Origin of the sequence: Sulfitobacter aestuarii (genome assembly GCF_042685005.1) — a bacterium.
In the GTDB taxonomy this organism is placed as follows: domain Bacteria; phylum Pseudomonadota; class Alphaproteobacteria; order Rhodobacterales; family Rhodobacteraceae; genus Sulfitobacter; species Sulfitobacter aestuarii.
The window spans coordinates 55595-78526 of record NZ_JBHUMP010000001.1 but is presented as its reverse complement, the minus strand read 5'-3'; the positions used below and the strand labels follow the sequence as shown (position 1 = coordinate 78526).

The window sequence follows — 22932 nt, the reverse complement described above, 5'->3', positions numbered from 1 at the left end:
TCGCGGTTTCGGTGAAATCTCCGGAGAGGCCGAAGCCTTTTGTTCCAACGGTGGTTTGCTGGCCACCCCGGCAACGACGGTCTCGGTCAGCTTCCTTTCCGATGCCTGATGATAGGATAGACTGATGCCCATAGAATATCTCAAGAAGGCCAAGCTCACTGCCGCTTCCGACGCTTCGGATGTGCAGGAGACGGTTCAGAAGATCCTGGCGGATATCGAGGCTGGTGGCGACGAGGCGGCGCTCGACTACGCGGCGCGGTTCGACGGATACGACGGCAATATCGTACTGAGCGAGGAGGAGATCGCGGCCGCCTGCAGGCTGGTCCCCGAGAAGCTGAAGCAGGATATCCGCTTTGCGCAGGACAACGTGCGGCGTTTCGCGGAGGCCCAGAAGGCCACCCTCACCGATGTCGAGCTCGAAATCATACCGGGACTGGTCGCCGGTCAGAAGGCCATCCCGGTCGATGCGGCGGGCTGCTACGTACCCGGCGGACGTTACAGCCACATCGCCAGCGCGATCATGACCGTGACCACGGCAAAGGTCGCCGGATGCCGACATATCATGGCCTGCTCGCCGCCCCGGCCCGGTGTCGGGATCGCGCCCGCGATCGTCTATGCTGCGCATATCAGCGGCGCGGATACGATCATGGCCATCGGCGGGGTGCAGGGTGTGGCGGCGATGACCTTCGGCCTGTTCGGCCTGCCCCCGGCGAATATTCTCGTCGGCCCGGGCAACCAGTTCGTCGCCGAGGCCAAGCGGATCCTGTTCGGCCGCGTCGGCATCGACATGATCGCCGGGCCGACCGACAGCCTGATCCTCGCCGACGCCAGTGCCGATCCGATGGTCGTGGCCACTGATCTCGTCAGCCAGGCGGAACATGGCTACAATTCCCCGGTCTGGCTGGTCACCGACCGGCGCGAGCTGGCCGAAGAGGTCATGCGCCTGGTGCCCGAACTGCTTGCTGACCTGCCCGGGCTGAACCGGGACAATGCCGCTGCCGCCTGGCGCGATTACGCCGAGGTCATCCTCTGCGGCGACCGCGAGGAAATGGCCGCGACCTCGGACCGTTATGCCCCGGAACATCTGACCGTGCAGGCCGATGATCTCGATTGGTGGCTCGAACGGTTGACCTGCTATGGCTCGCTGTTTCTAGGCGAGGAGACGACGGTGGCCTTCGGCGACAAGGTCTCGGGGACCAACCACGTGCTTCCGACCTCGGGGGCGGCCTCCTATACCGGCGGGCTGAGCGTGCATAAATACATGAAGATCGTGACCTGGCAGCGCGCCACGCGGGAAGGGGCGCGGCCGGTCGCCGAGGCGACGGCGCGGATCTCGCGGCTGGAAGGAATGGAGGGACACGCCCGCAGCGCCGATATCCGGCTTGCCAAGTATTTCCCGGACGCGACATTCGATCTGTCCGCCCATGGCTGACCCTCGTGCTCTCTTCGATCTGGGCGGCAAGGTCGCCTGCGTGACCGGCGCCAGCGCCGGGCTCGGACGTCGCGCGGCGAGCGTTCTGGCGCAGGCCGGGGCGCGGGTGGTGGGCGTCGCGCGCCGCCAGGATGCGCTGGCCGATTGGCAGGCCGCGACGCGGGGCGAGACCCATGCCCTGTCATTCGATCTATCGAACCGCGCTGCCCTGCCCGAGCTGGCCGAGCAGGTCGCGGCACCCTTTGGCGCGCCGGATATCCTGATCCATGCGGCGGGCATCAACACCCGGCAGGACGCCGACGCGGTGACACCGGAGGGCTGGGACATCACGCTGGGCCTCAACCTCACCGTGCCGTTTTTCCTGAGCCAGCAATTGGTGCCCCACATGAAGCGCAAGGGATGGGGGCGGATCGTCAATTTCGCCTCGCTGCAGAGCTTTCGCGCCTTTCCCGGCGGTCTGGCCTACGGCGCCTCGAAAGGCGGCATCGCCCAGATGACCCGCGCCATGGCCGAGGCCTGGTCGCGCGACGGGATCAACGTCAATGCCATCGCGCCGGGTTTCTTTCCCACGGAGCTCACGTCCGCCGTCTTTGACGATCCCGACCGCGCGGCGCGCAATGCGGCGCGGACCTGTATCGGGCGCAATGGCCTGCCCGGGGATCTCGACGGGCCGTTGCTGTTCCTGTGTTCGCAGGCCTCGGCCTATGTCACCGGCCAGCTATTGATGGTGGACGGGGGGTATACGGCGAAATGAAAACATTCGGACAGCATCCGGTTGCGGATGCGTGCCACGCCGGAAACCGACAGTTCAAAGGAGACAAAGACTTGTCCATAGACAAAAAAATCGCCGATGACCTCATCGCCAATGATGTCAGATTCATCACCACGGTGCCCTGCAAGCAGCTCGCGGGCGTGATCGAAGAGGTCGAGAACCGCCCCGAGTTCCACCACGTTCCGGCCAACAAGGAGGACGAGGGGGTCGGCCTGTGCGCCGGGGCCTGGATGGGCGGCAAGCGGCCCGCGATCATCATGCAGAACACGGCGCTCGGCGTTGTTGTCAACACGCTGGCCACGCTGACCCAGTTCTACAGAATGCCGCTGCCGATGCTGATCTCCTATCGCGGCGAGCTGGGCGAGCCCGTCGCCTGCCAGGTCGAGATGGCGGTGCATACCAAGGCATTGCTGAACCAGCTGCATATCCCGACCTATCATTTCCACCGGCGCGAAGATGCGGATGAGCTCGATGCAATCCTCAAATATACCTTCATGAGCAACAAACCCGTCGCCATCCTGACGGACGCCACTTTCTGGGGAGGCTATTGATATGATCCGGTCCGAGATTCTGAAGGAAATCGCCCCGATCCTGCGGGAACAGCTCGTTGTCTGCAACATCGGTATCCCCAGTCAGGAGCTGCATGCAATCGACGATCAGCCGAGCAATTTCTATATGCTGGGCACCATGGGGCTGGCCTCGTCCATCGGCCTCGGGCTGGCGCTCGCCCAGGAAAAGACGGTGATCGCCATCGACGGCGACGGTTCCGTGCTCACCAACCTCGGCACGCTGCCGACCATCGCCAACAACGTCGCGGATAATTACATCCTGCTGATTATCGACAACGGCTCTTATGGCTCGACCGGGGACCAGCCGACCTATGCGGGCAGGAAGACCTCGCTCGCCGCCGTGGCGCAGGCCTGCGGCTGCGAGAACGTGGTGGAATGTCAGGCGGAGGATAGCGGGCGGGTGCTGGAAGAAGCCATCGCATCCCGGCGGATGACGGTGATCGTATGCAAATGCGAAAGCGGCAATGCCAAGATGCCGGTCATCACCATGGATCCGGTCGTGATCCGCGATCGATTCATGAAGGCGGTAAAGGCCTGAACAGCGCGCCCGTTCGGGAAGCACGGGGATGCATTTCACGGCAGGCGCCCGCCGCACCAGGCGCGGGCGTCTCACTTAGGTTGACGACCCGGCGAACGGTGCACATGGCGCGCCAGAAGCCCACTGCCAACCCCTCCTCTGTCAGCCCGCGCCGCCTGGCTGAGGCTCATCCTAAGCAATGGTGCGAGATTCCGTAATTTTCCAAACCGCGACATTGTCCTAAGAACGGTGCAACGTCCCGCTCGCGGGCCGGTTCACACAACCAACGAGGGGATCTCTGACGTGGTGCTGGAGAAGACAGATACTCTGATAGTCGGGGGTGGGCAGGCCGGTATCGCGATGAGCGAACATCTCGGACGGGCGGGCGTGCCGCATATCGTGCTGGAGAAACAGCGCACCGCCGAAGCGTGGCGCAGTGGGCGATGGGACAATCTGGTTGCCAATGGACCCGCCTGGCATGACCGGTTTCCGGGGCTGGAATTCGAGGATTGCGCTCCCGATGCCTTCGTGCCGAAGGATCGGATGGCGCGGTATCTCGTCGATTACGCCGCGATGATCGAGGCGCCGATCCGCGAAGGTGTCGAGGTGAGCGAGGCCACGCGCATTCCGGGCCGGGGGGGCTTTCTGGTCCGGACCAGCGCAGGCGAGATCGAGGCGCGGCGCATCGTGGCGGCCACGGGCGCGTTCCAGCATCCGGTGATTCCGCCGATCGTGCCGAAGTCCGCGCCGGTCGCGCAGCTCCATTCGTTCCACTACAAGAACCCCGATCAATTGCCGGAAGGGGCGGTGATGGTCGTCGGTGCGGGGTCTTCCGGCGCGCAGATCGCGGATGAACTCAACCGCGCGGGGCGCAAGGTGTTCCTTTCCGTCGGGCCACATGACCGTCCGCCGCGGCGGTATCGGGGGCGGGACAATGTCTGGTGGCTGGGCGTGCTGGGGCTTTGGGACATGGCGGCCCCCGCGCCGGGGACCGAGCATGTGACCATTTCCGTCAGCGGAGCGCGGGGCGGGCAGACGATGGATTTCCGCCGACTGGCAAGCGAGGGTGTCACCCTCACCGGTCTGACCAGCAGCTATGAAGACGGCGTCCTGCATTTTGCCGATGATCTTCAGGCCAATATCGCGGCTGGGGATGCGAATTATCTCGAGCTTCTGGATATGGCGGATGCCTATGTCGAACGCACGGGGATCGACCTGCCCGAAGAGCCGGGGGCACGTGCGGTCCATCCCGACCCCGACTGCCTCGCCCGGCCGATCAGCGAGATCTACCTGGCGGCCGAGAACGTGACCTCGATCATCTGGGCCACCGGCTTCCGGCAGGATTTCGGCTGGCTGAAACTCGATGCCTTCGACGAGAAGGGCGCGCCGATCCATCAACGCGGTCTGTCTGTCGAGCCGGATGTCTATTTCCTCGGCCTGCCGTGGCAATCGAGGCGTGGATCCTCCTTTCTCTGGGGGGTCTGGCACGACGCCCGGCATATCGCCGATCAGATCGAGATACAGCGCGCCTATCAGCGCTACGAAGGCGAGGCCGCCATCGTGCGGTCCGCCGCCGAATAGTCCAAGGAAACCAGAATGGCCCATACCCGTATCCGCAAGTTCAACACCGGCGTGACCTATCCCGAGCAGAGGCTCGACAACGACCTGTGCCAGGCCGTGGTCACCCAGGGCGGCAAAACCATCTGGCTGCGCGGCCAATGTCCGCAAAATCTGGACGACGCCCGAAACATCGACAGCCATGACCCGGTCGAGCAGACCCACAAGGTGATGCAGAATATCCGGCAGCTGATCGAGGAGGCCGGCGGGGAGATGGCGCATCTGGTCAAGGTCGTCGTCTATATCACCGATGTGCGCCACCGCGAGGCGGTCTATCGGACGATGGGAGAATATATCAAGGGCGTGCACCCGGTCTCCACCGGGCTGGTGGTGCAGGCGCTGGCCCGCCCGGAATGGCTGGTCGAGATCGACGGCACGGCGGTGATTCCCGAGGGCTACGGCACATGACCTTCTCGCTAGTTGCCCGCTGCCCCGATACAGGCATGTTCGGCGTGGCGATCTCGTCCTCTTCTCCGGCGGTCGCGGCGCGTTGTTCCTATACCCGGGCCGGGATCGGTGCCGTGGCGTCGCAGAATGTCACGGATCCGACGCTGGGGCCGCTGACGCTCGATCTGATGCAGGAGGGGATGAGCGCCGGGGCGGCGATCGCCCGGATGGTCTCGCAGGCGCGCTTCGTCGAGTATCGGCAGGTTCTTGCGGTTGACGGCAGTGGCGGCACGGCGATCCATTCGGGGCCGCACTCGCTGGGCGTGTGGACCCAGGCGCAGGCCGAGAACGTGGCTTCGGGCGGCAATCTGCTGGCCAACGACAATGTGCCCCGGGCGATTGTCGATGGCTACCTTTCCGCCTCCGGCCATATCGGTGACCGCCTGATCGCCGCCATGCGCGCCGGGCTCGCTGCGGGCGGCGAGGCCGGACCGGTCCATTCCGCCGGGATGCAGATCGCGGACAAGGTTGCCTGGCCGGTGGCCGATCTGCGCTGCGACTGGACCGAGGATTGCCCCATCGAGGCCATTGCCACCGCCTGGGACGTCTACAAGCCGCAGCTCGACGCCTATATCCAGCGCGCACTCGACCCCCGCGAAGCGCCATCCTACGGCGTGCCCGGCGACGATTGAAAGCGAAACATTGCTCGATCATTCGCACCAGACCTGAAAACCCGCGCCGACGCGATGCAGCGCGGGTTTAATGACATTCTGCGGCAGTCGCCTGAGCTGTGAAACAGATCATGCAGACGTTTGGATTGGCCCGCATCTCGCGGGGATACCGACAGGTTTACCCTCGACGGTATTCAATTGATGTACTGCGATCTGCCCAGCGGGTCGGCGGGTCGGCTTCGTACCTCGTCCTTTCAGGGTCAGGCGAGCCGCCCTATATGGGCTGCTGTCCTGTGACCACATATTCAGCGACCCTTCGTGGAAAGACTCCGGCGCGCGGCTACTGCTAGCCGACTGAAGCAACGACGTTTTCAGAAATACTGAACTTGACTGAAGTAATTCGCGATTGATTGAAGGCGACGATCCGGGTCATTTGGCAGCCAGCCAGATCCGGACTCCCCGGGTGAGACAGGAGATTTTCCATGAACACCATGACCGACCTCAATCGCAACTACATCGCAGGGGCCTGGGTGGCCGGAAGTGGCGAGATCGAGAACCGCAATCCTTCCGATCTTTCAGAGCTGGTGGGCCGCTATGCGCAGGCCAGTGCAGCGCAGCTTGACGAGGCGCTCACCGCGGCCCGCAAGGCGCAGGCGGTCTGGGCGGGCTATGGCCCCGAACGGCGCCACAACGTGCTGATGGCGATCGGTACGGAGATGATGGAGCGCGCCGAAGAGCTCGGCACGTTGCTGTCGCGCGAGGAGGGCAAGCCTTTCGCCGAGGGCAAGGGCGAGGTCTATCGCGCCGGGCAGTTCTTCACCTATTACGCAGCCGAATGTCTGCGCCAGATCGGCGACACGGCCGATTCCGTGCGCGCCGGTGTCGAAATCGACGTGCGCCGCGAGCCGGTGGGCGTGGTGGCGATCATCAGCCCCTGGAACTTCCCGACCGCGACGGCAAGCTGGAAGATCGCTCCGGCGCTGGCATTCGGAAACGCGGTGATCTGGAAACCCGCCAACATCACCCCGGCCTCCGCCGTGGCACTGACCGAGATCATCTCGCGCCAGGACATCCCCGAAGGGCTGTTCAACCTCGTCATGGGCGCGGGCCGCGAGATCGGTCAGAAACTGGTCGAAAGCCCCGAGCTCGACGCGATCTCCTTTACCGGCTCGGTGCCGGTGGGCCGTGGCATCGCCGCCGCCGCCGTGCAGAACTTCACCAAGATCCAGATGGAGATGGGCTCGAAGAACGCGCTGGCCGTGATGGATGACGCAGATATCGACCTGGCCGTGAGCCTGGCGCTCGGCGGCGCTTTCGGCGGTACCGGGCAGAAATGCACCGCCTCCTCGCGGCTGGTGGTCCATGCGGCCGTGCATGACGAATTTGTCGAGAAGCTGGTGGCCGGGGCCAAGGCCATGAAGGTCGGTCCGGCACTGGCCGAAGGCACGCAGATCGGCCCGGTGGTGAGCGAGGAACAGCTCAAGGCGAACCTCGATTATATCGGGCTCGGCAAGTCCGAGGGCGCGACGCTGGAATGTGGCGGTGAGCGGCTGAGCATGGACACCGAGGGCTATTACATGTCGCCAGCCGTATTCACCGGCACCACCAACGACATGCGCATCAACCGCGAAGAGATGTTCGCCCCCATCGCCTGCGTGATCAAGGTCGGCAGCTATGCCGAAGCGCTGGAGGTGGTAAACGACACCGAATTCGGCCTGACCTCGGGCATCGTCACCCGCTCCATCGCACGGGCCACGCATTTCCGCCGCAACGCCCGTACCGGCTGCGTCATGGTCAACCTGCCCACCGCCGGCACCGATTACCACGTGCCCTTCGGCGGGCGTGGCAACTCCTCCTACGGGCCGCGCGAACAGGGCAGCTATGCCGAGGAATTCTACACCACGGTGAAGACCGCCTATATCGCGGCCGGGACGCCGGAGGAGCTGGCGTGAGCTATCGCATCGACAATCTGCAATATGCCAATTGGTCGGAGAAGATCTTCCGCGAGATGCGCGAAGGCGGGGTGGACGCGGTCCATGTCACCATCGCCTATCACGAGAATTTCCGCGAGACCGTGCTCAACATGGAGCGCTGGAACCGCTGGTTCGAGCAGTTTCCCGAACTGATCTTCCAGGGCCGCACCGGCGCCGATGTCCGCCGCGCCCGCGAGACCGGGCGCACCGCGATCTTCTTCGGCTTCCAGAACCCGTCGCCGATCGAGGATGACATCGGGCTGGTCGAAATCCTGCACAGCCTCGGCGCCCGGTTCATGCAGCTCAGCTACAACAACCAGTCGTTGCTGGCGACCGGCTGCTACGAGGCCGAAGACCCCGGTATCACCCGCATGGGCCGTGAGGTCATCGCGGAGATGAACCGGGTCGGGCTGGTCATCGACATGAGCCATTCCGCCGAACGCTCGACGCTCGAGGCGATGGAGATCAGCAGCCGTCCGATCGCGATCACCCATGCCAACCCGAGCTTTTGGCACCCGGCGCTGCGCAACAAGTCCGACACGGTGCTGAACGCGCTGGCCGAAAGCGGCGGCATGCTCGGCCTGTCGCTCTATCCGCATCACCTCAAGGACAAGTCGGATTGCACGCTGGAAAGCTTCTGCGAGATGATCGCGCGGGCTGCGGAGATGATGGGCGCCGACAAGCTCGGCATCGGTTCGGATCTCTGCCAGGATCAGCCCGACAGTATCGTCGAATGGATGCGTGTCGGACGCTGGACCAAGCGCATCGATTATGGCGAAGGCTCGGCCTCCGCCCCCGGTTTCCCGCCGCAGCCCGATTGGTTCAGGGACAACCGCGATTTCGGCAATATCGAAGCGGGTCTTTCCGCGGTCGGTTTCTCGGCCGAAGAGGTCGCCGGGATCATGGGCGAAAACTGGCTGCGTTTTTATGACGAGAGCTTCAGCGCCGCCCCGGAGGTGTCGCTGCCACGGGCCGCCGAATAGCGGCCACTCACCACAACGATAAAAAAAGAAGATATTCCGACAGGGAGAATGGAATGACGGATCAAACTCAACGCGCGGAGGCGCAGGCCCCAAGTCCCGGCCATATCAACAAGCCGCTGTTTGCCATAACCGGCGGTTTCATCACCTTGTTCTGCGTGATCGCTCTGTTCGATCTCGACCTGTTGTCGACCCTGGTCGACACGGGCTTTGCCTTCTCGGCGAAATATTTCGGACTCTACTGGCAGGTGCTGCTGCTCGGCACGTTCCTGATGGGGCTGGTGCTGGTGGTGCTGCCGGGCGGACGTGCGATCATGGGCGGAACCGCGCGCCCCGAATTCAGCGTGTTTCAATGGGGCTCCATGATCATGTGTACGCTGCTCGCGGGCGGCGGCGTGTTCTGGGCCGCCGGTGAACCGATGGCACATTTCCTGTCCTCGCCGCCGCTCTTCGGGGGCGAAGCGGGCACCGCCGAAGCGGTCACCCCGGCGCTGGCGCAGAGCTTCATGCACTGGGGCTTCCTCGCCTGGGCGATCCTCGGTGCGCTGAGCACCGTGATGCTGATGCATTATCACTACGAAAAGGGTCTGCCGCTGGCTCCGCGCACGCTGCTTTATCCCGTGTTCGGCGACAAGGCGATCAAGGGACCGATCGGGCTGATCGCCGATGCCTCCTGCATCATCGCCGTCGTCGCGGGCACCGTCGGGCCAATCGGGTTCCTCGGGCTGCAGGTCAGCTACGGGCTCAATGCGCTCTTCGGCGTCTCCGACACGTTCACCACCCAGGCGGTTGTGATAGCCGGGCTGGTCGCACTCTATACCGTGTCGGCAATGACCGGGCTGACCCGCGGCATCCAGCTTCTGAGCAAGATCAACGTGATCCTGGCAGCGCTGCTGTTGCTGTTCATCCTGGTGTTCGGGCCGACCGCCTTCATCTTCAAGAGCTATTTCGCGGGTTTCAGCGCCTATCTGGGCAACTTCTTCCAGATGGCACTCTATCGCGGCGAGGCGGGCCTGTTCGGCGAACCAGGTTGGCTCAGCTGGTGGACCGTCTTCTTCTGGGGCTGGTTCATGGGGTACGGCCCGCTGATGGCGATGTTCATCGCGCGGATCTCGCGCGGGCGGTCGATCCGCGGGATCGTGATCATGCTGTCGCTGGTGGCGCCGATCATCACCACCTTCTGGTTCACCATCATCGGCGGTTCCGGTATCGCCTTCGAGCTTGGCAATACCGGCTCGGTCTCAACCGCCTTCGAGGGGTTCAACCTGCCCGCCGCGCTGCTGGCGATCACCCAGCAATTGCCGATGGGCTTCTTCGTGTCGCTGCTGTTCCTTGTGCTGACGACGATCTTCGTGGCCACCACCGGCGATTCGATGACCTATGTGATTTCGGTCGCCATGTCGGACGAGGATAAATCCTCTATGCCGGTGCGGGTGTTCTGGGGGGTCGGCATGGGCCTGATGGCGCTGATCCTGATCTCGCTCGGTGCCGGCGGTGTCGGCAAGCTGCAGAGCTTCATAGTGATCTCCGCAGTGCCGGTGTCGCTGGTGTTGCTGCCGACCTTGTGGGATGCGCTGCGCATCACCATTGCCAAAGGGCGCGGCACGATCTGATACCAACGCCGGGCGGTCCGACAGGGTCGCCCGGCTCGAAACCATGATACCGTGCAAGAGGAGGCGCGCGATGAAACTCGATCAGCTCAACCCCGAGACCGTGGCGCTGCGTCCTGCCGAAACCGTGATGCGCCTTGCCCGGATGGGGTCATTCCATCAGTCGCGCCTGTCCTTCATGCGGGTGCTGCTGCGGCGGCTCAAGGCCGAGAGCTGGCGGTTCGAGCGCCGCAAGTTCGATATTGATACACAGGGCGTCGGCCGCGCAGTCTACACGATGCACGGCCCGACCCACAGCTACAGTCTCGTCGCCTTCGCCCATAACCTGCCGCCCGAACAGCGGTCCGACCGGGTGATCGCCACCGCTTGGGATTGCACCTTCACGCTCTATGACGGGTTGCCCGGCGAGGCCGATATCGAGCGGCTGGCGCAGAACGTGCCGCTGCAGGAGGCCGGGCGGGTAACCGCGACCGAGCTCACCGTGTCGCGCGCCAATCGTTCGGTTCGGCTGTTCGACTACGTCGTCGATTGCCTGAGCCGCGGCGATCAGCCAGATCCCGCGCAGGTCGATGCCGTCGGCTACCTGATGCGGACCACCGCGGTCTATGGCTCTGGCAAGCTCGGCGCCGCCGACCGCGAAAGCATTGCCGAGCGCCCCGAATTCGCCGCGCCGTTCCAGGCCGAGATGCTGACCGTCTTCCTGATCCGCGCCTTCGTGCTCGACCTGATCGAGCATCTCGCCGAGATGCGCGCGCCCGACACCGCGGTGAAGATCGAGCCGGTCCTGCGCCGCCGCTTCGGCATCGGCAATTCGACCGGGCTCGGCATGGCGCCCTTCCTCATCAACCACCCGATCCTGCTCAACAACTGGATCGCCGCGCGCGAAACCGCGCTGGCACGGGTGCGCGCCTTGCCTGCGATTTGCCCGGCCGAGGCGGGCGCCTTTCGCATCATGCTGCGCCGCGGCCGCTGCAACGTCGATGACTGGCATTCCGAACATCCGCTGCAGCAGCAGAAGGTGACCGAGCTGAAGAGCGATCTCGATCGTCTCGCGGCCCATATCGAGACCGGCGCCCTCAACGAAGCGCAGCCCTGGGATCGGCTCTATCGCTGGGCGGAGACCGCGCTCAGCCTCGAAGGGCAAGAGCTTCTGGTGGCGCTGATGATGGAGCCCTATGGCGCATTGATCGACGATCTCCCGAACGGCATGAGCGCCGATGAGGGCAGCGCCTTCCGCATCGAGGGGGGTATGAGCGTCGCCCGACTGCGCGAGATCCTTGAGAGCGATTACGCCTGGGCGCTGAAGATCGACTGGGACGATCCGGACAGTCAGGCCCGGGCCTGGTATGTCTCCGCCGAGAAGCTCGAACCGCGCCTTGGCGAGCGGCATCTCGAACCGCTGGCCGCCTATGAACAGCCCCTGGCACCGGGCCGCGACGCCGCGCTGCTGTACGGCGATCTGGTGGATAAGCCCGGCGACGCTCCCGTCGCCGACTTCCTGCTGCGCCATCCCGAGCACCGCCACATCCTGCGCCGGGTACAGATCGCCGCGCGCTATCCCTATGCGGAGATCCGTGACAACACCGTCAGCGCCGATATCCTGCCGATCGACCTGCTGCGCACCAAGCTGTCGTTCTTCGGCGCCTGTCATTTCGACCCGCGCTCGGACCGCTGGGTGCGGATCAACATGTTCCGCAACGCGCCGTTCCCGCATGAGGTCGCGCAGATGGATTTCGCCGGCTGGACCTATCCCGAACTGCCGGAGGCGCCATCGTGATCTGTTCCCTCAACGAGATCGAGGCCCTGTCACGCAAGGCCGCCCGCGGCGGCGGGCTGAGCTGGGGGCTGGCCGAGGAGGCGGGCAAGGCGGTGCGCTGGCTCTGTGACGCCGGTTTCCCGGGGGCGCGGCTGCTGGTCGCGCTGCTGCAGCTCAACGATGGCAAGGAATATGCCGAGCTGGTGCCGCAGCTGGGCGACGGCATCTGGCAGACGCGCGGCGGCAGGCTCTGTCCGGTCATCGCCGGGTCGCTGATATGCGATCGTGCCGACATGCTCCGGCAGGGCGAGGCGCTGCTTTTCGGCGATACCGCGCTGCCGTTGTTGCTGGCGCCCTTCGCGGCAGAGGCGGCGCGGCTCGCGGAGGTGAGCGTTGTGCTGGAATGGCCCGGCGCGCGGCTTTCGCTGGGACAGGGCGCGACGCTGGCAGAGGGCGACGCCGCGGCGCTTGAGGTGGCCTGCGCCGGACCGGTGACACTTTCACGGGGGGCGCGGCAGGGCCATGCCCCGGCAGCCGGAGACGTCGGGCGTCGGCTCGATACCGTCACCCTGGGCGCGCTCGAAGCATTCGCGCAGCGGACCTATGCGCCGGCCACCGAGGCCAGCCGCGCCGGGGCAGGGGCCGGGCAGGACAACGATTGAACTGCGGGGCCTGATCGCACGCGTTTGGCAATTTTCCCTGCAGCGGCGAGCCTCCGGCGTGGCGCTTTATCTTCGCGCCGCCTGCAGTTTGTCCTCGTCGCCGTCGCAGGGCTTGTTATCCTCCCGTCAGATACATCGAACCCGGGGGGAAACATGCAGGCAACCGACATCCTGAACATCACGCGGAAAGACAACGTCGCGCGGATCACCCTGACCCGGCCCGCCGCCCGCAACAGCCTGTCGCTGGAAATGCTGGCGCGGCTGCGTGGCGCCGTGGATGAACTTGGCCATGACGCCACGACCCATGTCATCGTGCTCGCGGCGGAAGGACCTGCCTTCTGTGCCGGTCATGACCTCAAGGAGCTGACCGCCGCACGCGCCGCCGAGGATGCGGGACGGGAATTTTTCGACGAGACGATGCAGAGCTGCGCCGCGTTGATGCAGGCCATCGTCACCTGCCCGAAACCGGTGATCGCCTCGGTACAGGGCATCGCCACCGCTGCCGGCTGTCAATTGGTGGCGAGCTGCGATCTGGCCATCGCATCCAACGCGGCAAAATTTGCCACGCCCGGGGTTAATATCGGGCTGTTCTGCTCGACCCCGATGGTGGCGCTGAGCCGCAATGTCACGCGCAAACAGGCGATGAAGATGTTGCTCACCGGCGAGTTGATCGACGCGGCCGAGGCTGAGCGGATCGGGCTGGTCAATGACGTCGTCCCCGGCGAGCAGCTCGAAGAGGCAACGACGGCGCTCGCCGCACAGATCGCGGCCAAGGCCCCGGCGACGTTGAAGATCGGCAAGGAGGCTTTCTATCGTCAGCTCGAAATGCCGCTGGCGCAGGCCTATGAATATACCGCTGAAGTCATGGTGATGAACATGCTCGACGCCGATGCCAGGGAAGGGATCGGTGCCTTTGTTGAAAAACGTCGGCCACAATGGCGACCGCTCGACCCCGGCGAAGCCTGAACCGCTCTCAGGCGACGCTGCCCTTCACCAGTTCCGGCAGACGTTCGGCGGGCGGCGTGTTGCGGCTTCGCAGCGAGCGCACCTCGCCGTCGATCACCGTCATGCCGACGCCGGGCAGATTGCCAAGCTGCACCGATTCCAGCAGGGTCTTGCCCGGCGCATGCTGGGCCTGATCCATCAGCACGAAATCCGCCGCCAAGCCCTTTTCGATCAACCCGGTATCGAGCTCCCGCCGACGTGCGGTATTGCCGTTGGCAAAGCAGAACGCCGTCTCTGCCGCCACGTTGCCGAGTGAGGACAGCATCGCCACCATGCGCAGGATCCCCAGCGGCTGCACCCCCGAGCCCGCAGGGCCATCGGTGCCAAGAATGATCTGGTCAAGCTTGCCAAGCTCGCGCGCGGTATTGAGCGTCAGCAAGGCGGCGCGTTCATTGCCATTATGCACGATCTCCAGCGCCGCGGTGCAATTCTCGCAGAGACAGGTGATCTGGTCGTCAGGCAGGGCCGAATGGCCGCCGTTGATATGGCCGACGACATCGGTGCCGGTCTCCAGCACCATGTCTGCATCGATAAGCCCGGAGCCGGGGATTGACGGGCCGCCGGTATGAATCGTGCTTTGCATCCCGTATTTGCGCGCCCAGCCGACCATCTGCGCGGCGGTCTTGCCATCCTTCACGGTGCCGAGCCCGACCTCGCCGAGCAGCTTCACCCCCGCCTTGGCCATTTCGGCGAAATCCTCCTCGACCATGCCATGTTCGATCACCGGCGCGCCGGCATGGACCTTGACCCCGGAGGGGCGGAAATTCTCGTACCAGCGCTGCGAGGCGATCGCCATCGCCTTGAGCCCGACCACGTCCTTGGGGCGGCCCGGCATATGCACCTCGCCGGCCGAGATCAGCGTGGTGACACCGCCATGCAGGGTTGAATCGATCCAGTGCAGCTGCTGCTGGCGTGGCGTGTAATCACCGACCACCGGGTGAATATGGCTGTCGATCAGCCCAGGCGCGAGGGTGACACCCTTTGCGTCGATCTCGATATCCGCATCTTCGCAATCCAGATCCCTTTCCTTGCCCCAGTTGCTGATCCTGCCGTCCAGCGCGATCAGGCAATCGGCATCGAGAATCGGCTCTTCCATGCGGCCCGACAGCATCATGCCGATGTTGCGGATCACCAGTTTGCGCGGCGCGTCGGACATGGTTCGGCCTTCCCTGAAGCTGACATTTCGTTTGAACGCTAACAGAATCCGTCCTTCGATCAAGCGTGTTTGATGTGCCGGGGCGGCCCGCGCTGCCGCTGCGATGCGAATTGATTTGACAGGATGGCACTTGGCGATCTTTTATTCGTGTACCAACAAGTTTTTACCTGCGGACAAGCCGTGGGGACGGGAGGACGGGATGAGCTATGTGGTTGCGACGGACCTGCAGCAGGCCCTGAATGCGCTGGCGGCCGATCCGGTATCGCTGATCGCGGGTGGCACCGACTGGTTTCCGGCGCAGGGGCACCGGCCCTTTAAGGGGCGTCTGCTTGACCTCACGAGGGTCGCGGCTCTGCGCGGGATCACGCGGCAGGACAACTGCTGGCGCTTCGGTGCAACCACGACCTGGAGCGATGTGATCCGCGCCGATCTGCCGCCCGCATTCTCAGCGCTTCAACAGGCAGCGCGCGAGGTCGGATCGGTGCAGATCCAGAACACCGGCACGTTGGCAGGCAATCTGTGCAACGCTTCCCCCGCCGCCGACGGGGTACCACCGCTGTTGATGCTGGATGCCGAGGTGGAACTGACCTCGCTCACCGGACAGCGCCGGATGAAGGTGACGGAGTTCCTGCTGGGCGTGCGCCAGACGGCACGACGCCCCGATGAATTGCTGAGCGCAATCCATGTCCTAGCACCGCCGGAACGCGCCCAAAGCGCTTTCGTCAAGCTCGGCGCGCGCAAATATCTGGTGATCTCGATCTGCATGATCTCGGCGCTGGTCGTGGTCGAGCAGGGGCATATCAGTGACGCGCGTGTCGCGGTCGGCGCAGCCTCGCCGGTGGCGCAACGGATGACAGCGCTCGAACAGGCATTGGAAGGCCTGCCGGTGGCCGAGGTGGCGGCCGCGATCAGGTCGGCGCATTTCAAAGGTCTCACGCCGATCTCCGACATTCGAGCCACGGCCGAATACCGTCGCGAGGCACTGATGACCGCCACGTCCCGCGCGCTTGCGCAGGCCATCGAGCGGAGCCTGTGATGGACAAGCCAGCCACGAAAGACCTCACGGCCTTCATCCTGAACGGAAACCACGTGCAATGCGAGCCGCGCCCCGGCGAACGTCTGTCCGAAAGCCTGCGCGAAAGGCTCGGCGCGCGTGATGTCAAGGAAGGCTGCAGCGCCGGAGATTGCGGCGCCTGTACCGTGCTGCTCGACGGCGATCCGGTCTGCGCCTGTCTGGTGGCGAGCCAGCAGGCCGCCGGGCGCAGGGTCGAGACCCTGGCGGGGCTGGTGCGGGAGGATCGCGATGCACAGACGCTGATGACGCGCTTCCAGCAGCATCAGGCGGCGCAATGCGGGATCTGCACGCCGGGGATGATGGTCAGCGCCGTGGCGCTGCTGCGCGCAGAACCGCACCCCTCGGCGGAACAGGTGCAGGATGCGCTCGGCGGCGTGCTCTGCCGCTGCACCGGCTATCGCAAGATCATCGACGCGGTCGTTGGTGCGCATGATGGAACCGCCCCTGCGCCGGTATCGCAGGAGCTTGGCCAGCCGACACCGCGCTTTGACGGGCAAGCCAAGGTCGATGGCTCCGAGCGCTTCGGGGATGACGTCGCCCCGCAGGCTGCGCTGGTGGCCCGCGTCATCCGCTCCCCGCATCCCGCGGCACGGTTCGAATTCGGCGATCTCGCTGCCTGGCAGGCGGCGCATCCCGGCGTATATTGCGTGCTCAGCGCCCGCGACATTCCCGGCCAGAACCTCTTTGGCGTGATCCCCGGTTTCATTGACCAGCCGGTCTTCGCTCTGCGCCATGTCCGTTTCCGCGGCGAGGCGGTGGCATGCGTGGTGGGTGAGGTCGAGGCGATGGCCGCGCTCGATCTCGCCAGCTTCCCGGTGAACTGGACGCAGGAGCCGGCGGCGATGGAAGTCGCGGCGGCCCTCGATCCGGACGCCCCGCAGCTTTTCGAGGAACGCCCCGGCAACATCATGTGCAGCGGCCTGGTGCAATGCGGCGATGCCGAGACGGCCCTGGCGGCAGCGGATCACGTGGTCGAGGCCGCCTATACCACCAGCTTCGTCGAGCACGCCTATATCGAGCCGGAAGCGGGCTTTGCGGAGATGGTGGAGGGGCGGCTGCATGTCCATGCCTGCACCCAGGCTCCGGGCATGGATCGCGCCGCGCTGGCCGAAGTGCTGGCCCTGCCCCAAAGCGCGATCCGCATCGTGCCGACAGCGGTAGGCGGTGGGTTCGGCTCGAAAATCGACCTGTCCCTGCAACCCTTCATTGCACTTGCAGCGATGAAGACGGGCCGTCCGGTGCGGATGACCTACAGCCGGGTCGAGTCGCTGCAGTCAACCACCAAGCGCCACCCGGCGCAGATCCGCGTCAGGATCGGGGCGAAGGCTGATGGCAGCCTGAGCGGCATGACCTTTGATGGTGACTTCAACACCGGAGCCTATGCGAGCTGGGGGCCAACCGTGGCGAACCGGGTGCCGGTCCATGCCTCCGGTCCCTACGCCTTGCAGGACTATCGCGCCCGTTCCCGCGCCGTCCATACCCACTGCCCGCCGTCGGGCGCCTTCCGCGGCTTCGGCGTGCCGCAATCGGCCATCGCGCAGGAAACGGCTTTCGACCTGCTGGCCGAAAAACTCGGGATCGACGCGCTCGACTTCCGGCTGAAGAACGCGCTTGCAAACGGCGTGCCGACGATCTGCGGTCAGGTATTCGAGCAGGGGGTGGGCATCCGTGCATGTCTTGAGGCTTTGCGCCCGGCCTGGGAAAAGGCCAAGTCGGACTGCGCCGATTTCAACGCCCGACACAACACCCGCAAACGCGGCGTCGGGCTGGCATCGGGCTGGTATGGATGCGGCAATACCTCGCTGCCCAACCCCTCGAGCTTCAAGGCAGGGCTGACCGCCGCCGGAGAGATCGTGCTGCATCAGGGCGCGATGGACATCGGGCAGGGTGCAAACACGGTGATCCCGCAGATCTTCGCCCGGGCCATCGGCCTGCCGGTCGCCGCGATCAGCGTGCTCGGGGCCGATACCGATATCACGCCCGACGCGGGCAAGACCTCCGCCTCGCGCCAGACCTTCGTATCCGGCAATGCGGCACGGCTGACCGGAGAGGCGCTGCGCAGTGCGATTTTGCGGCAGGTCAATGCCTCTGAAACGGCCCGGATCCGGCTTGAGGCAGGCCGCCTCCTTGTCGAAGATGCGACCCATGTCAAAGAGCTCGACCTGAGCCGTCTGGAACCGGACGCCGAAGGTTACGTGCTGCGCGCCGAGGAAAGCTATGATCCGCCGGTCCGGGCGATGGATGCGAACGGGCAGGGCGAACCCTATGCGCAGTTCGGCTATGCCGCGCATCTGGCAATCGTCGAGGTCGATATCCCTCTCGGCCTCGTCCGTCCGCTGCATTTCACTGCCGCCCATGACGTCGGACGTGCGATCAACCCGCTGCTGGTCGAGGGGCAGGTGCAGGGCGGCATCGCGCAGGGGCTCGGCATGGCGCTGATGGAGGAATTTGTGCCGGGACGCACCGAAAACCTGCATGATTATCTGATCCCCACCATCGGTGACGTACCACCGATCGACACGCTGATCATCGAGATCGCCGATGCGCACGGGCCCTACGGTGCCAAGGGGCTGGGCGAACATGTGCTGATCCCTACCGCCCCGGCGATCTTCAACGCGATCTATCACGCCACCGGCGCGCGGATCACCCATGCGCCCGCGACACCGTCGCGGCTGCGCGCCGCCCTGAAGGAGGCCGGACATGCTTGACGACAAGCCCGCCGCGAAACCCGAGAAGATCCGCTGCGATGCCTGCCCGGTGATGTGCTACATCGCCGAGGGCAAATCCGGCGCCTGCGACCGCTATGCCAACCATGCGGGTGAACTGGTGCGGCTCGACCCGCTGACCGTGATTCAATCGGGCGCCAAGGCGGTGGCCTTTCTCGATCAGGGCGACAACGCGCAGGACTGGGACGGCGACGTGATTCAGGGCGGCCGCGCCTTCGTCACCGCGGTCGGGGCCGGCACGACCTATCCCGACTACAAACCCGCCCCGTTCATCGTCTCGCAGGAAGTCGAGGGGGTGGATATGGTGACGGTGGTGACCGAAGGCATCTTCTCCTATTGCGGGGTCAAGGTGAAGATCGACACCGACCGTCACATCGGCGAGGAACGCGCCATCGTGCGGGTCGAGGGCGAGGCGATCGGCCATGTGATGACCTCCGAATACGGCTCCAAGATGCTGTCGCTGGGGGGCGTCGAACACCTGACCGGCGGCTCCAAGAAAGAGGGCCGGGTGACCTGTGATGCGCTGCTGAAACTGTGCAACCGCGAGCCTGTGGAAATGACCATCGACGGGGGCTGCGAACTGGTGGTGCAGGCCGGTCAGGCGCCGGTGATCAACGGCGTGCCGGAAAAGCTGATGCGGGTTGGCTGCGGCTCCGCGACCATCGGCATGTTTGCCAAGCAATGGCACGGCCATGTCGATGAGGTGGTCGTCGTGGATGATCACATCACCGGCGTGCTGAGCGAGCATGAGGCCGGACGCGGGCTCGACATGACGCCTTCGGGCATCAAGGTGAAGGGCCGCCGTTCGACGCCGGGGCGCTACTTTCAGGTTGCCGAACCGGGTACCGGCTGGGGCGGCACCGATGTCGAAGACCCGCTGGGCATCCTCAAACCCGCCGATCCGAAGACCGCCTGGCCGGGGCTGCGCCTGCTGATGATCTCCACCACCGGCGAGCAATGGGCCTATTTCATCCTCGACGACGATCTCGTACCGCAACCTGCCGAGATCACCGCGCCGCTGCTGGCAGTCTCCGAGCGGATCGCGGAGAATTGCGAACCCTCGCTCTGTTCGGTGCTGTTCATGGGCGGGGCGGGCGGCTCACTGCGGGCCGGCGTGACGGAAAACCCGGTGCGCCTGACCCGCTCGGTCAAGGAGGCGCTGACCTATGTGTCCTGCGGCGGTGCGGCGGCCTATGTCTGGCCCGGCGGCGGCATCACGGTGATGGTGGATGTGATGGACATGCCGACCAATTCTTTCGGCTACGTGCCGACTCCCGCCTTGGTCGCGCCGATCGAGTTCACCCTGCGGCGCGAGGATTACGGCACCTTAGGCGGCCATGTGGAGCATGTGCGCCCGGTGGCCGAAGTCATGACCCCGGAGATCCGCAAGGTCGGCCCGGCGGCGTTGCAGCCCGATCCGAACGACCGGCAGAACTACAATTGGAAGCAGTCGGAGCGATGACCCCGCAGGCCGCCCTTCTGCCGGGCGACCGGCTGCATCTGCAACATGGTCCGATCGACCTGATCATCGGGGCGGAGGGGCAGCGCGCGCGCGCCTTCGCGGCGGCGCGGGATCGGTTCGAGAGCGTGTTGAGCGAGCTCACGGCAGAGCTTGACCTGCTGCGCCAGCCGGTCGGACGGGTGCTGCAAGGCGGTATTGCGCGGCGGATGTATGATGCCGCCATGCCCCATGCGGACGGGCATACCACACCGATGATCGCAGTTGCCGGAGCGGTTGCCGAAGAGGTGCTGGCAGCAATGAGCGACGCCGCCGACCTGACCCGCGCCTATGTCAACAACGGCGGCGATATTGCCCTGCATCTCACCCGCGATACCCGTTTCCTTATCGCCATGGCGGCCCCGGATGGCAGCGACCTTGGGCGCGTCGGGATCGCCGCCGCTGATCCGGTGCGCGGCATTGCCACCAGCGGCCGACAAGGCCGCAGCCTGAGCCTCGGTATCGCCGAAAGCGTCACGGTCCTGGCAGGCGGCGCGGCGCAGGCCGATGCCGCCGCAACCCTTATTGGCAACGCGGTGGACCTGCCGGGCCATCGCTTAATTGCCCGGCTTCCTGCCAACGAGGTCCAGCCTGACAGCGACCTCGGCCCCACGCCGGTGGTGCAGTATGTCGGCAGGCTGAGCGAAGTCGAGATTTCACAAGCCCTCGCACCCGGTGAGACGCTGGCCCGCCAGATGATCGCGCGCGGTCAGATCAACGCCGCCGCCTTGTTCCTGCGCGGGCAATCCCGCATCGTGACCTCAAATCCCTCCCTGATCCGACAGAAAGAACCCATATATGCCTGACGTCGAAATCCGTAAAATCTCCTCGGTGCTCGAAGAGATATTCCACGAGGGCGGCCCGCCTGCCAACGTGCCGCCGCGCCGCGCCGCGATCATTGCGGTGATCAAGAACCCCTTCGCCGGGCGCTATGTGGAGGAGATCCAGCCGTTCATGGAAGATCTCAAGCCGCTCGGGCTCGACATGGCGAAACGGCTGGTCGAGATGCTCGGCGGCGATGCCGGGATCGTCGAGGGCTATGGCAAGGGCGCGATCGTCGGGGCCGCGGGTGAGCTGGAACATGGCGCGCTCTGGCATGCGCCGGGGGGCTATGCGATGCGCGAGGTGCTGGGCGGTGCCAAGGCGATCGTGCCGAGTGCGAAAAAGGTTGGCGCGGCGGGTACAAGGCTCGACGTGCCGGTGACCCATACCGACGCCTCCTATGTCCGCAGCCATTTCGACTCCATGGAAGTCGGCATCAACGACGCGCCGCGCGCCGACGAGCTGGCGCTGGTGCTGGTGATGACCACCGGGGCGCGGGTTCACAGCCGGTCGGGCGGATTGCTGGCCGAGGATATCACAGGGGAGGACGGTCTGAGATGAGCGCGGAAATCAGGAAAATCGCCACCTGGGTCGAGGAAACCCACCGTGAAATCGGCCGCGAGATCTCGCCCCCCACCCGCAAGGCCGTCTCGGTGGCGGTGATCGCCAATCCCTTTGCCGGGAAATATACCGAGGATCTGGGCAAGCTGATGGAGATCGGCGCCGAACTCGGCGCGCTTCTGGGCACCAAATGCGTCGCCGCGCTGGGCATCCGGCCCGATCAGGCCGAAAGCTACGGCAAGGCGGCGATGGTGGGCGAGAATGGCGAGCTTGAACATGCCGCCGCGATCCTGCACCCGAAGCTTGGCGCGCCGCTACGCAAAGCGGTCGAGAAGGGCGCGGCGCTGGTGCCGTCGAGCAAGAAGATGGGCGGGCCGGGACAGGCGCTCGACGTGCCGCTCGGCCACAAGGATGCGGCCTATGTGCGCAGCCATTTCGACGGGATCGAGGTGCGGCTCAACGATGCGCCGCGCGCCAATGAAATCATGGTCGCGGTCGCGGTGACCGATTCAGGGCGTCCGCTGCCCCGGGTCGGCGGGCTCACCCATGATGAGGCCGAGGGCAAGGACGGGCTGCGCTAGAGCTTGTCGAGCAGGGCCAGCAGCCGCTCCGTCTCGCGGCGGCTGAGCCGCGCCAGGGTCTCCTGCGAGACCCGGCGTGCATCCTCGACCGCCTGACATGCGAAACTCTCGCCCTCCGGCGTCAGCGAGATTTCCAGCCGCCGCAGGTCGGTGCCGGAACGTGCCGATTGCACCAGCCCCTTGGCGCGCAGCCGGTCGACCACCCCCTTGGTCGTCGCCGCATCCATGCCGACAAAGCGGCCGAGCTGGTTCTGGCTGATGCTCCCGGCATCGCGCAGCTTGGCCAGCACCGCGAATTGCGTCGGCGTGATCTCGGGCATCAGCCGGTTGAAGATCTCCAGATGCCGCTGGTTGGCCAGCCGCAGCTTGAAGCCGATCTGCTCCTCCAGAAAGTAACCGTCTTCTCCTTGGTCCGATCTCGCTTCATCAGGCAATCGGGCTCTCCATCCTGTTCCGCGCGGCGTAAAATCCGCAATTGATGTTCCCATGAAACGGCGGTCCGGTCCATCGCAAACCTGCCGATAAATTGTTTGACAGCTAACAAGTTTTCGGGGCTTCATGA

General features: G+C 65.1%; 21 protein-coding genes. 19 read left to right on the top strand and 2 right to left on the bottom strand.

Annotation, left to right across the window (positions count from 1 at the left end):
• The first annotated feature begins 124 nt into the window (after window positions 1-124).
• From hisD to ACFSUD_RS00300, 13 genes are all read left to right on the top strand, one after another.
• Window positions 125-1432 (top strand): histidinol dehydrogenase, encoded by a 1308-nt coding sequence (gene hisD, locus ACFSUD_RS00360; RefSeq protein ID WP_386370257.1) that lies wholly within the window; start codon window positions 125-127, stop codon window positions 1430-1432.
• Entirely contained in the window at window positions 1425-2186 is a 762-nt protein-coding gene (locus ACFSUD_RS00355) for an SDR family NAD(P)-dependent oxidoreductase (protein ID WP_386370254.1), read from the top strand. Before hisD ends, ACFSUD_RS00355 begins: the two co-directional genes overlap by 8 nt.
• Before the next feature lie 71 nt (window positions 2187-2257).
• The gene (gene comD, locus ACFSUD_RS00350; RefSeq protein ID WP_386370252.1) at window positions 2258-2755 is read left to right on the top strand and encodes a sulfopyruvate decarboxylase subunit alpha; all 498 of its coding nucleotides are present in this window, start codon (window positions 2258-2260) and stop codon (window positions 2753-2755) included.
• A gap of 1 nt (window position 2756) precedes the next feature.
• Window positions 2757-3311 carry a sulfopyruvate decarboxylase subunit beta gene (gene comE / locus ACFSUD_RS00345; protein ID WP_386370250.1) on the top strand — a complete coding sequence of 185 codons (555 nt, stop codon included), beginning with the start codon at window positions 2757-2759 and terminating at the stop codon, window positions 3309-3311.
• A gap of 282 nt (window positions 3312-3593) precedes the next feature.
• The gene (locus ACFSUD_RS00340; RefSeq protein ID WP_386370247.1) at window positions 3594-4871 is read left to right on the top strand and encodes a flavin-containing monooxygenase; all 1278 of its coding nucleotides are present in this window, start codon (window positions 3594-3596) and stop codon (window positions 4869-4871) included.
• A gap of 15 nt (window positions 4872-4886) precedes the next feature.
• The gene (locus tag ACFSUD_RS00335) at window positions 4887-5315 is read left to right on the top strand and encodes a RidA family protein (protein WP_386370244.1); all 429 of its coding nucleotides are present in this window, start codon (window positions 4887-4889) and stop codon (window positions 5313-5315) included.
• Window positions 5312-5986 (top strand): DUF1028 domain-containing protein, encoded by a 675-nt coding sequence (locus ACFSUD_RS00330; RefSeq protein WP_386370242.1) that lies wholly within the window; start codon window positions 5312-5314, stop codon window positions 5984-5986. Before ACFSUD_RS00335 ends, ACFSUD_RS00330 begins: the two co-directional genes overlap by 4 nt.
• 470 nt (window positions 5987-6456) lie before the next feature.
• The gene (locus tag ACFSUD_RS00325; protein ID WP_386371079.1) at window positions 6457-7917 is read left to right on the top strand and encodes an aldehyde dehydrogenase family protein; all 1461 of its coding nucleotides are present in this window, start codon (window positions 6457-6459) and stop codon (window positions 7915-7917) included.
• Entirely contained in the window at window positions 7914-8921 is a 1008-nt protein-coding gene (locus ACFSUD_RS00320) for a membrane dipeptidase (RefSeq protein ID WP_386370239.1), read from the top strand. Before ACFSUD_RS00325 ends, ACFSUD_RS00320 begins: the two co-directional genes overlap by 4 nt.
• A gap of 53 nt (window positions 8922-8974) precedes the next feature.
• A complete protein-coding gene (locus ACFSUD_RS00315) occupies window positions 8975-10531 on the top strand; it encodes a BCCT family transporter (protein ID WP_386370236.1) in 1557 nt (518 codons plus the stop codon).
• A 70-nt stretch (window positions 10532-10601) separates the two neighbouring features.
• The gene (locus ACFSUD_RS00310; RefSeq protein ID WP_386370233.1) at window positions 10602-12305 is read left to right on the top strand and encodes a hypothetical protein; all 1704 of its coding nucleotides are present in this window, start codon (window positions 10602-10604) and stop codon (window positions 12303-12305) included.
• Window positions 12302-12946 (top strand): DUF3726 domain-containing protein, encoded by a 645-nt coding sequence (locus tag ACFSUD_RS00305; protein WP_386370231.1) that lies wholly within the window; start codon window positions 12302-12304, stop codon window positions 12944-12946. The genes ACFSUD_RS00310 and ACFSUD_RS00305 overlap by 4 nt, the downstream gene beginning before the upstream one ends.
• A 153-nt stretch (window positions 12947-13099) precedes the next feature.
• The gene (locus ACFSUD_RS00300) at window positions 13100-13912 is read left to right on the top strand and encodes an enoyl-CoA hydratase (protein WP_386370228.1); all 813 of its coding nucleotides are present in this window, start codon (window positions 13100-13102) and stop codon (window positions 13910-13912) included.
• Between the two features lie 7 nt (window positions 13913-13919).
• Here the strand turns inward: ACFSUD_RS00300 and ACFSUD_RS00295 are convergent, their stop codons facing one another.
• The gene (locus ACFSUD_RS00295; RefSeq protein ID WP_386370225.1) at window positions 13920-15107 is read right to left on the bottom strand and encodes an amidohydrolase family protein; all 1188 of its coding nucleotides are present in this window, start codon (window positions 15105-15107) and stop codon (window positions 13920-13922) included.
• 199 nt (window positions 15108-15306) lie between these two features.
• On the opposite strand from ACFSUD_RS00295, the gene ACFSUD_RS00290 reads away from it, so the two are divergent.
• The 6 genes from ACFSUD_RS00290 to ACFSUD_RS00265 are packed head-to-tail and all read left to right on the top strand — an operon-like array spanning window position 15307 to window position 22370.
• Entirely contained in the window at window positions 15307-16143 is an 837-nt protein-coding gene (locus ACFSUD_RS00290) for an FAD binding domain-containing protein (RefSeq protein WP_386370223.1), read from the top strand.
• The gene (locus ACFSUD_RS00285) at window positions 16143-18890 is read left to right on the top strand and encodes a molybdopterin-dependent oxidoreductase (protein ID WP_386370220.1); all 2748 of its coding nucleotides are present in this window, start codon (window positions 16143-16145) and stop codon (window positions 18888-18890) included. Before ACFSUD_RS00290 ends, ACFSUD_RS00285 begins: the two co-directional genes overlap by 1 nt.
• Entirely contained in the window at window positions 18883-20370 is a 1488-nt protein-coding gene (locus tag ACFSUD_RS00280) for a 6-hydroxynicotinate reductase (RefSeq protein ID WP_386370217.1), read from the top strand. Before ACFSUD_RS00285 ends, ACFSUD_RS00280 begins: the two co-directional genes overlap by 8 nt.
• On the top strand, window positions 20367-21212 hold the full coding sequence (locus ACFSUD_RS00275) for a UPF0280 family protein (protein WP_386370215.1): 846 nt from the start codon (window positions 20367-20369) through the stop codon (window positions 21210-21212). Before ACFSUD_RS00280 ends, ACFSUD_RS00275 begins: the two co-directional genes overlap by 4 nt.
• Entirely contained in the window at window positions 21205-21789 is a 585-nt protein-coding gene (locus ACFSUD_RS00270) for an amino acid synthesis family protein (RefSeq protein ID WP_386370212.1), read from the top strand. Before ACFSUD_RS00275 ends, ACFSUD_RS00270 begins: the two co-directional genes overlap by 8 nt.
• Entirely contained in the window at window positions 21786-22370 is a 585-nt protein-coding gene (locus ACFSUD_RS00265) for an amino acid synthesis family protein (RefSeq protein ID WP_386370210.1), read from the top strand. Before ACFSUD_RS00270 ends, ACFSUD_RS00265 begins: the two co-directional genes overlap by 4 nt.
• On the opposite strand, the gene ACFSUD_RS00260 is transcribed toward ACFSUD_RS00265, so the two are convergent.
• The gene (locus ACFSUD_RS00260; RefSeq protein ID WP_386370206.1) at window positions 22367-22804 is read right to left on the bottom strand and encodes a MarR family winged helix-turn-helix transcriptional regulator; all 438 of its coding nucleotides are present in this window, start codon (window positions 22802-22804) and stop codon (window positions 22367-22369) included. The two genes, ACFSUD_RS00265 and ACFSUD_RS00260, sit on opposite strands and share 4 nt — an antisense overlap.
• Between the last annotated feature and the right edge of the window lie 128 nt (window positions 22805-22932).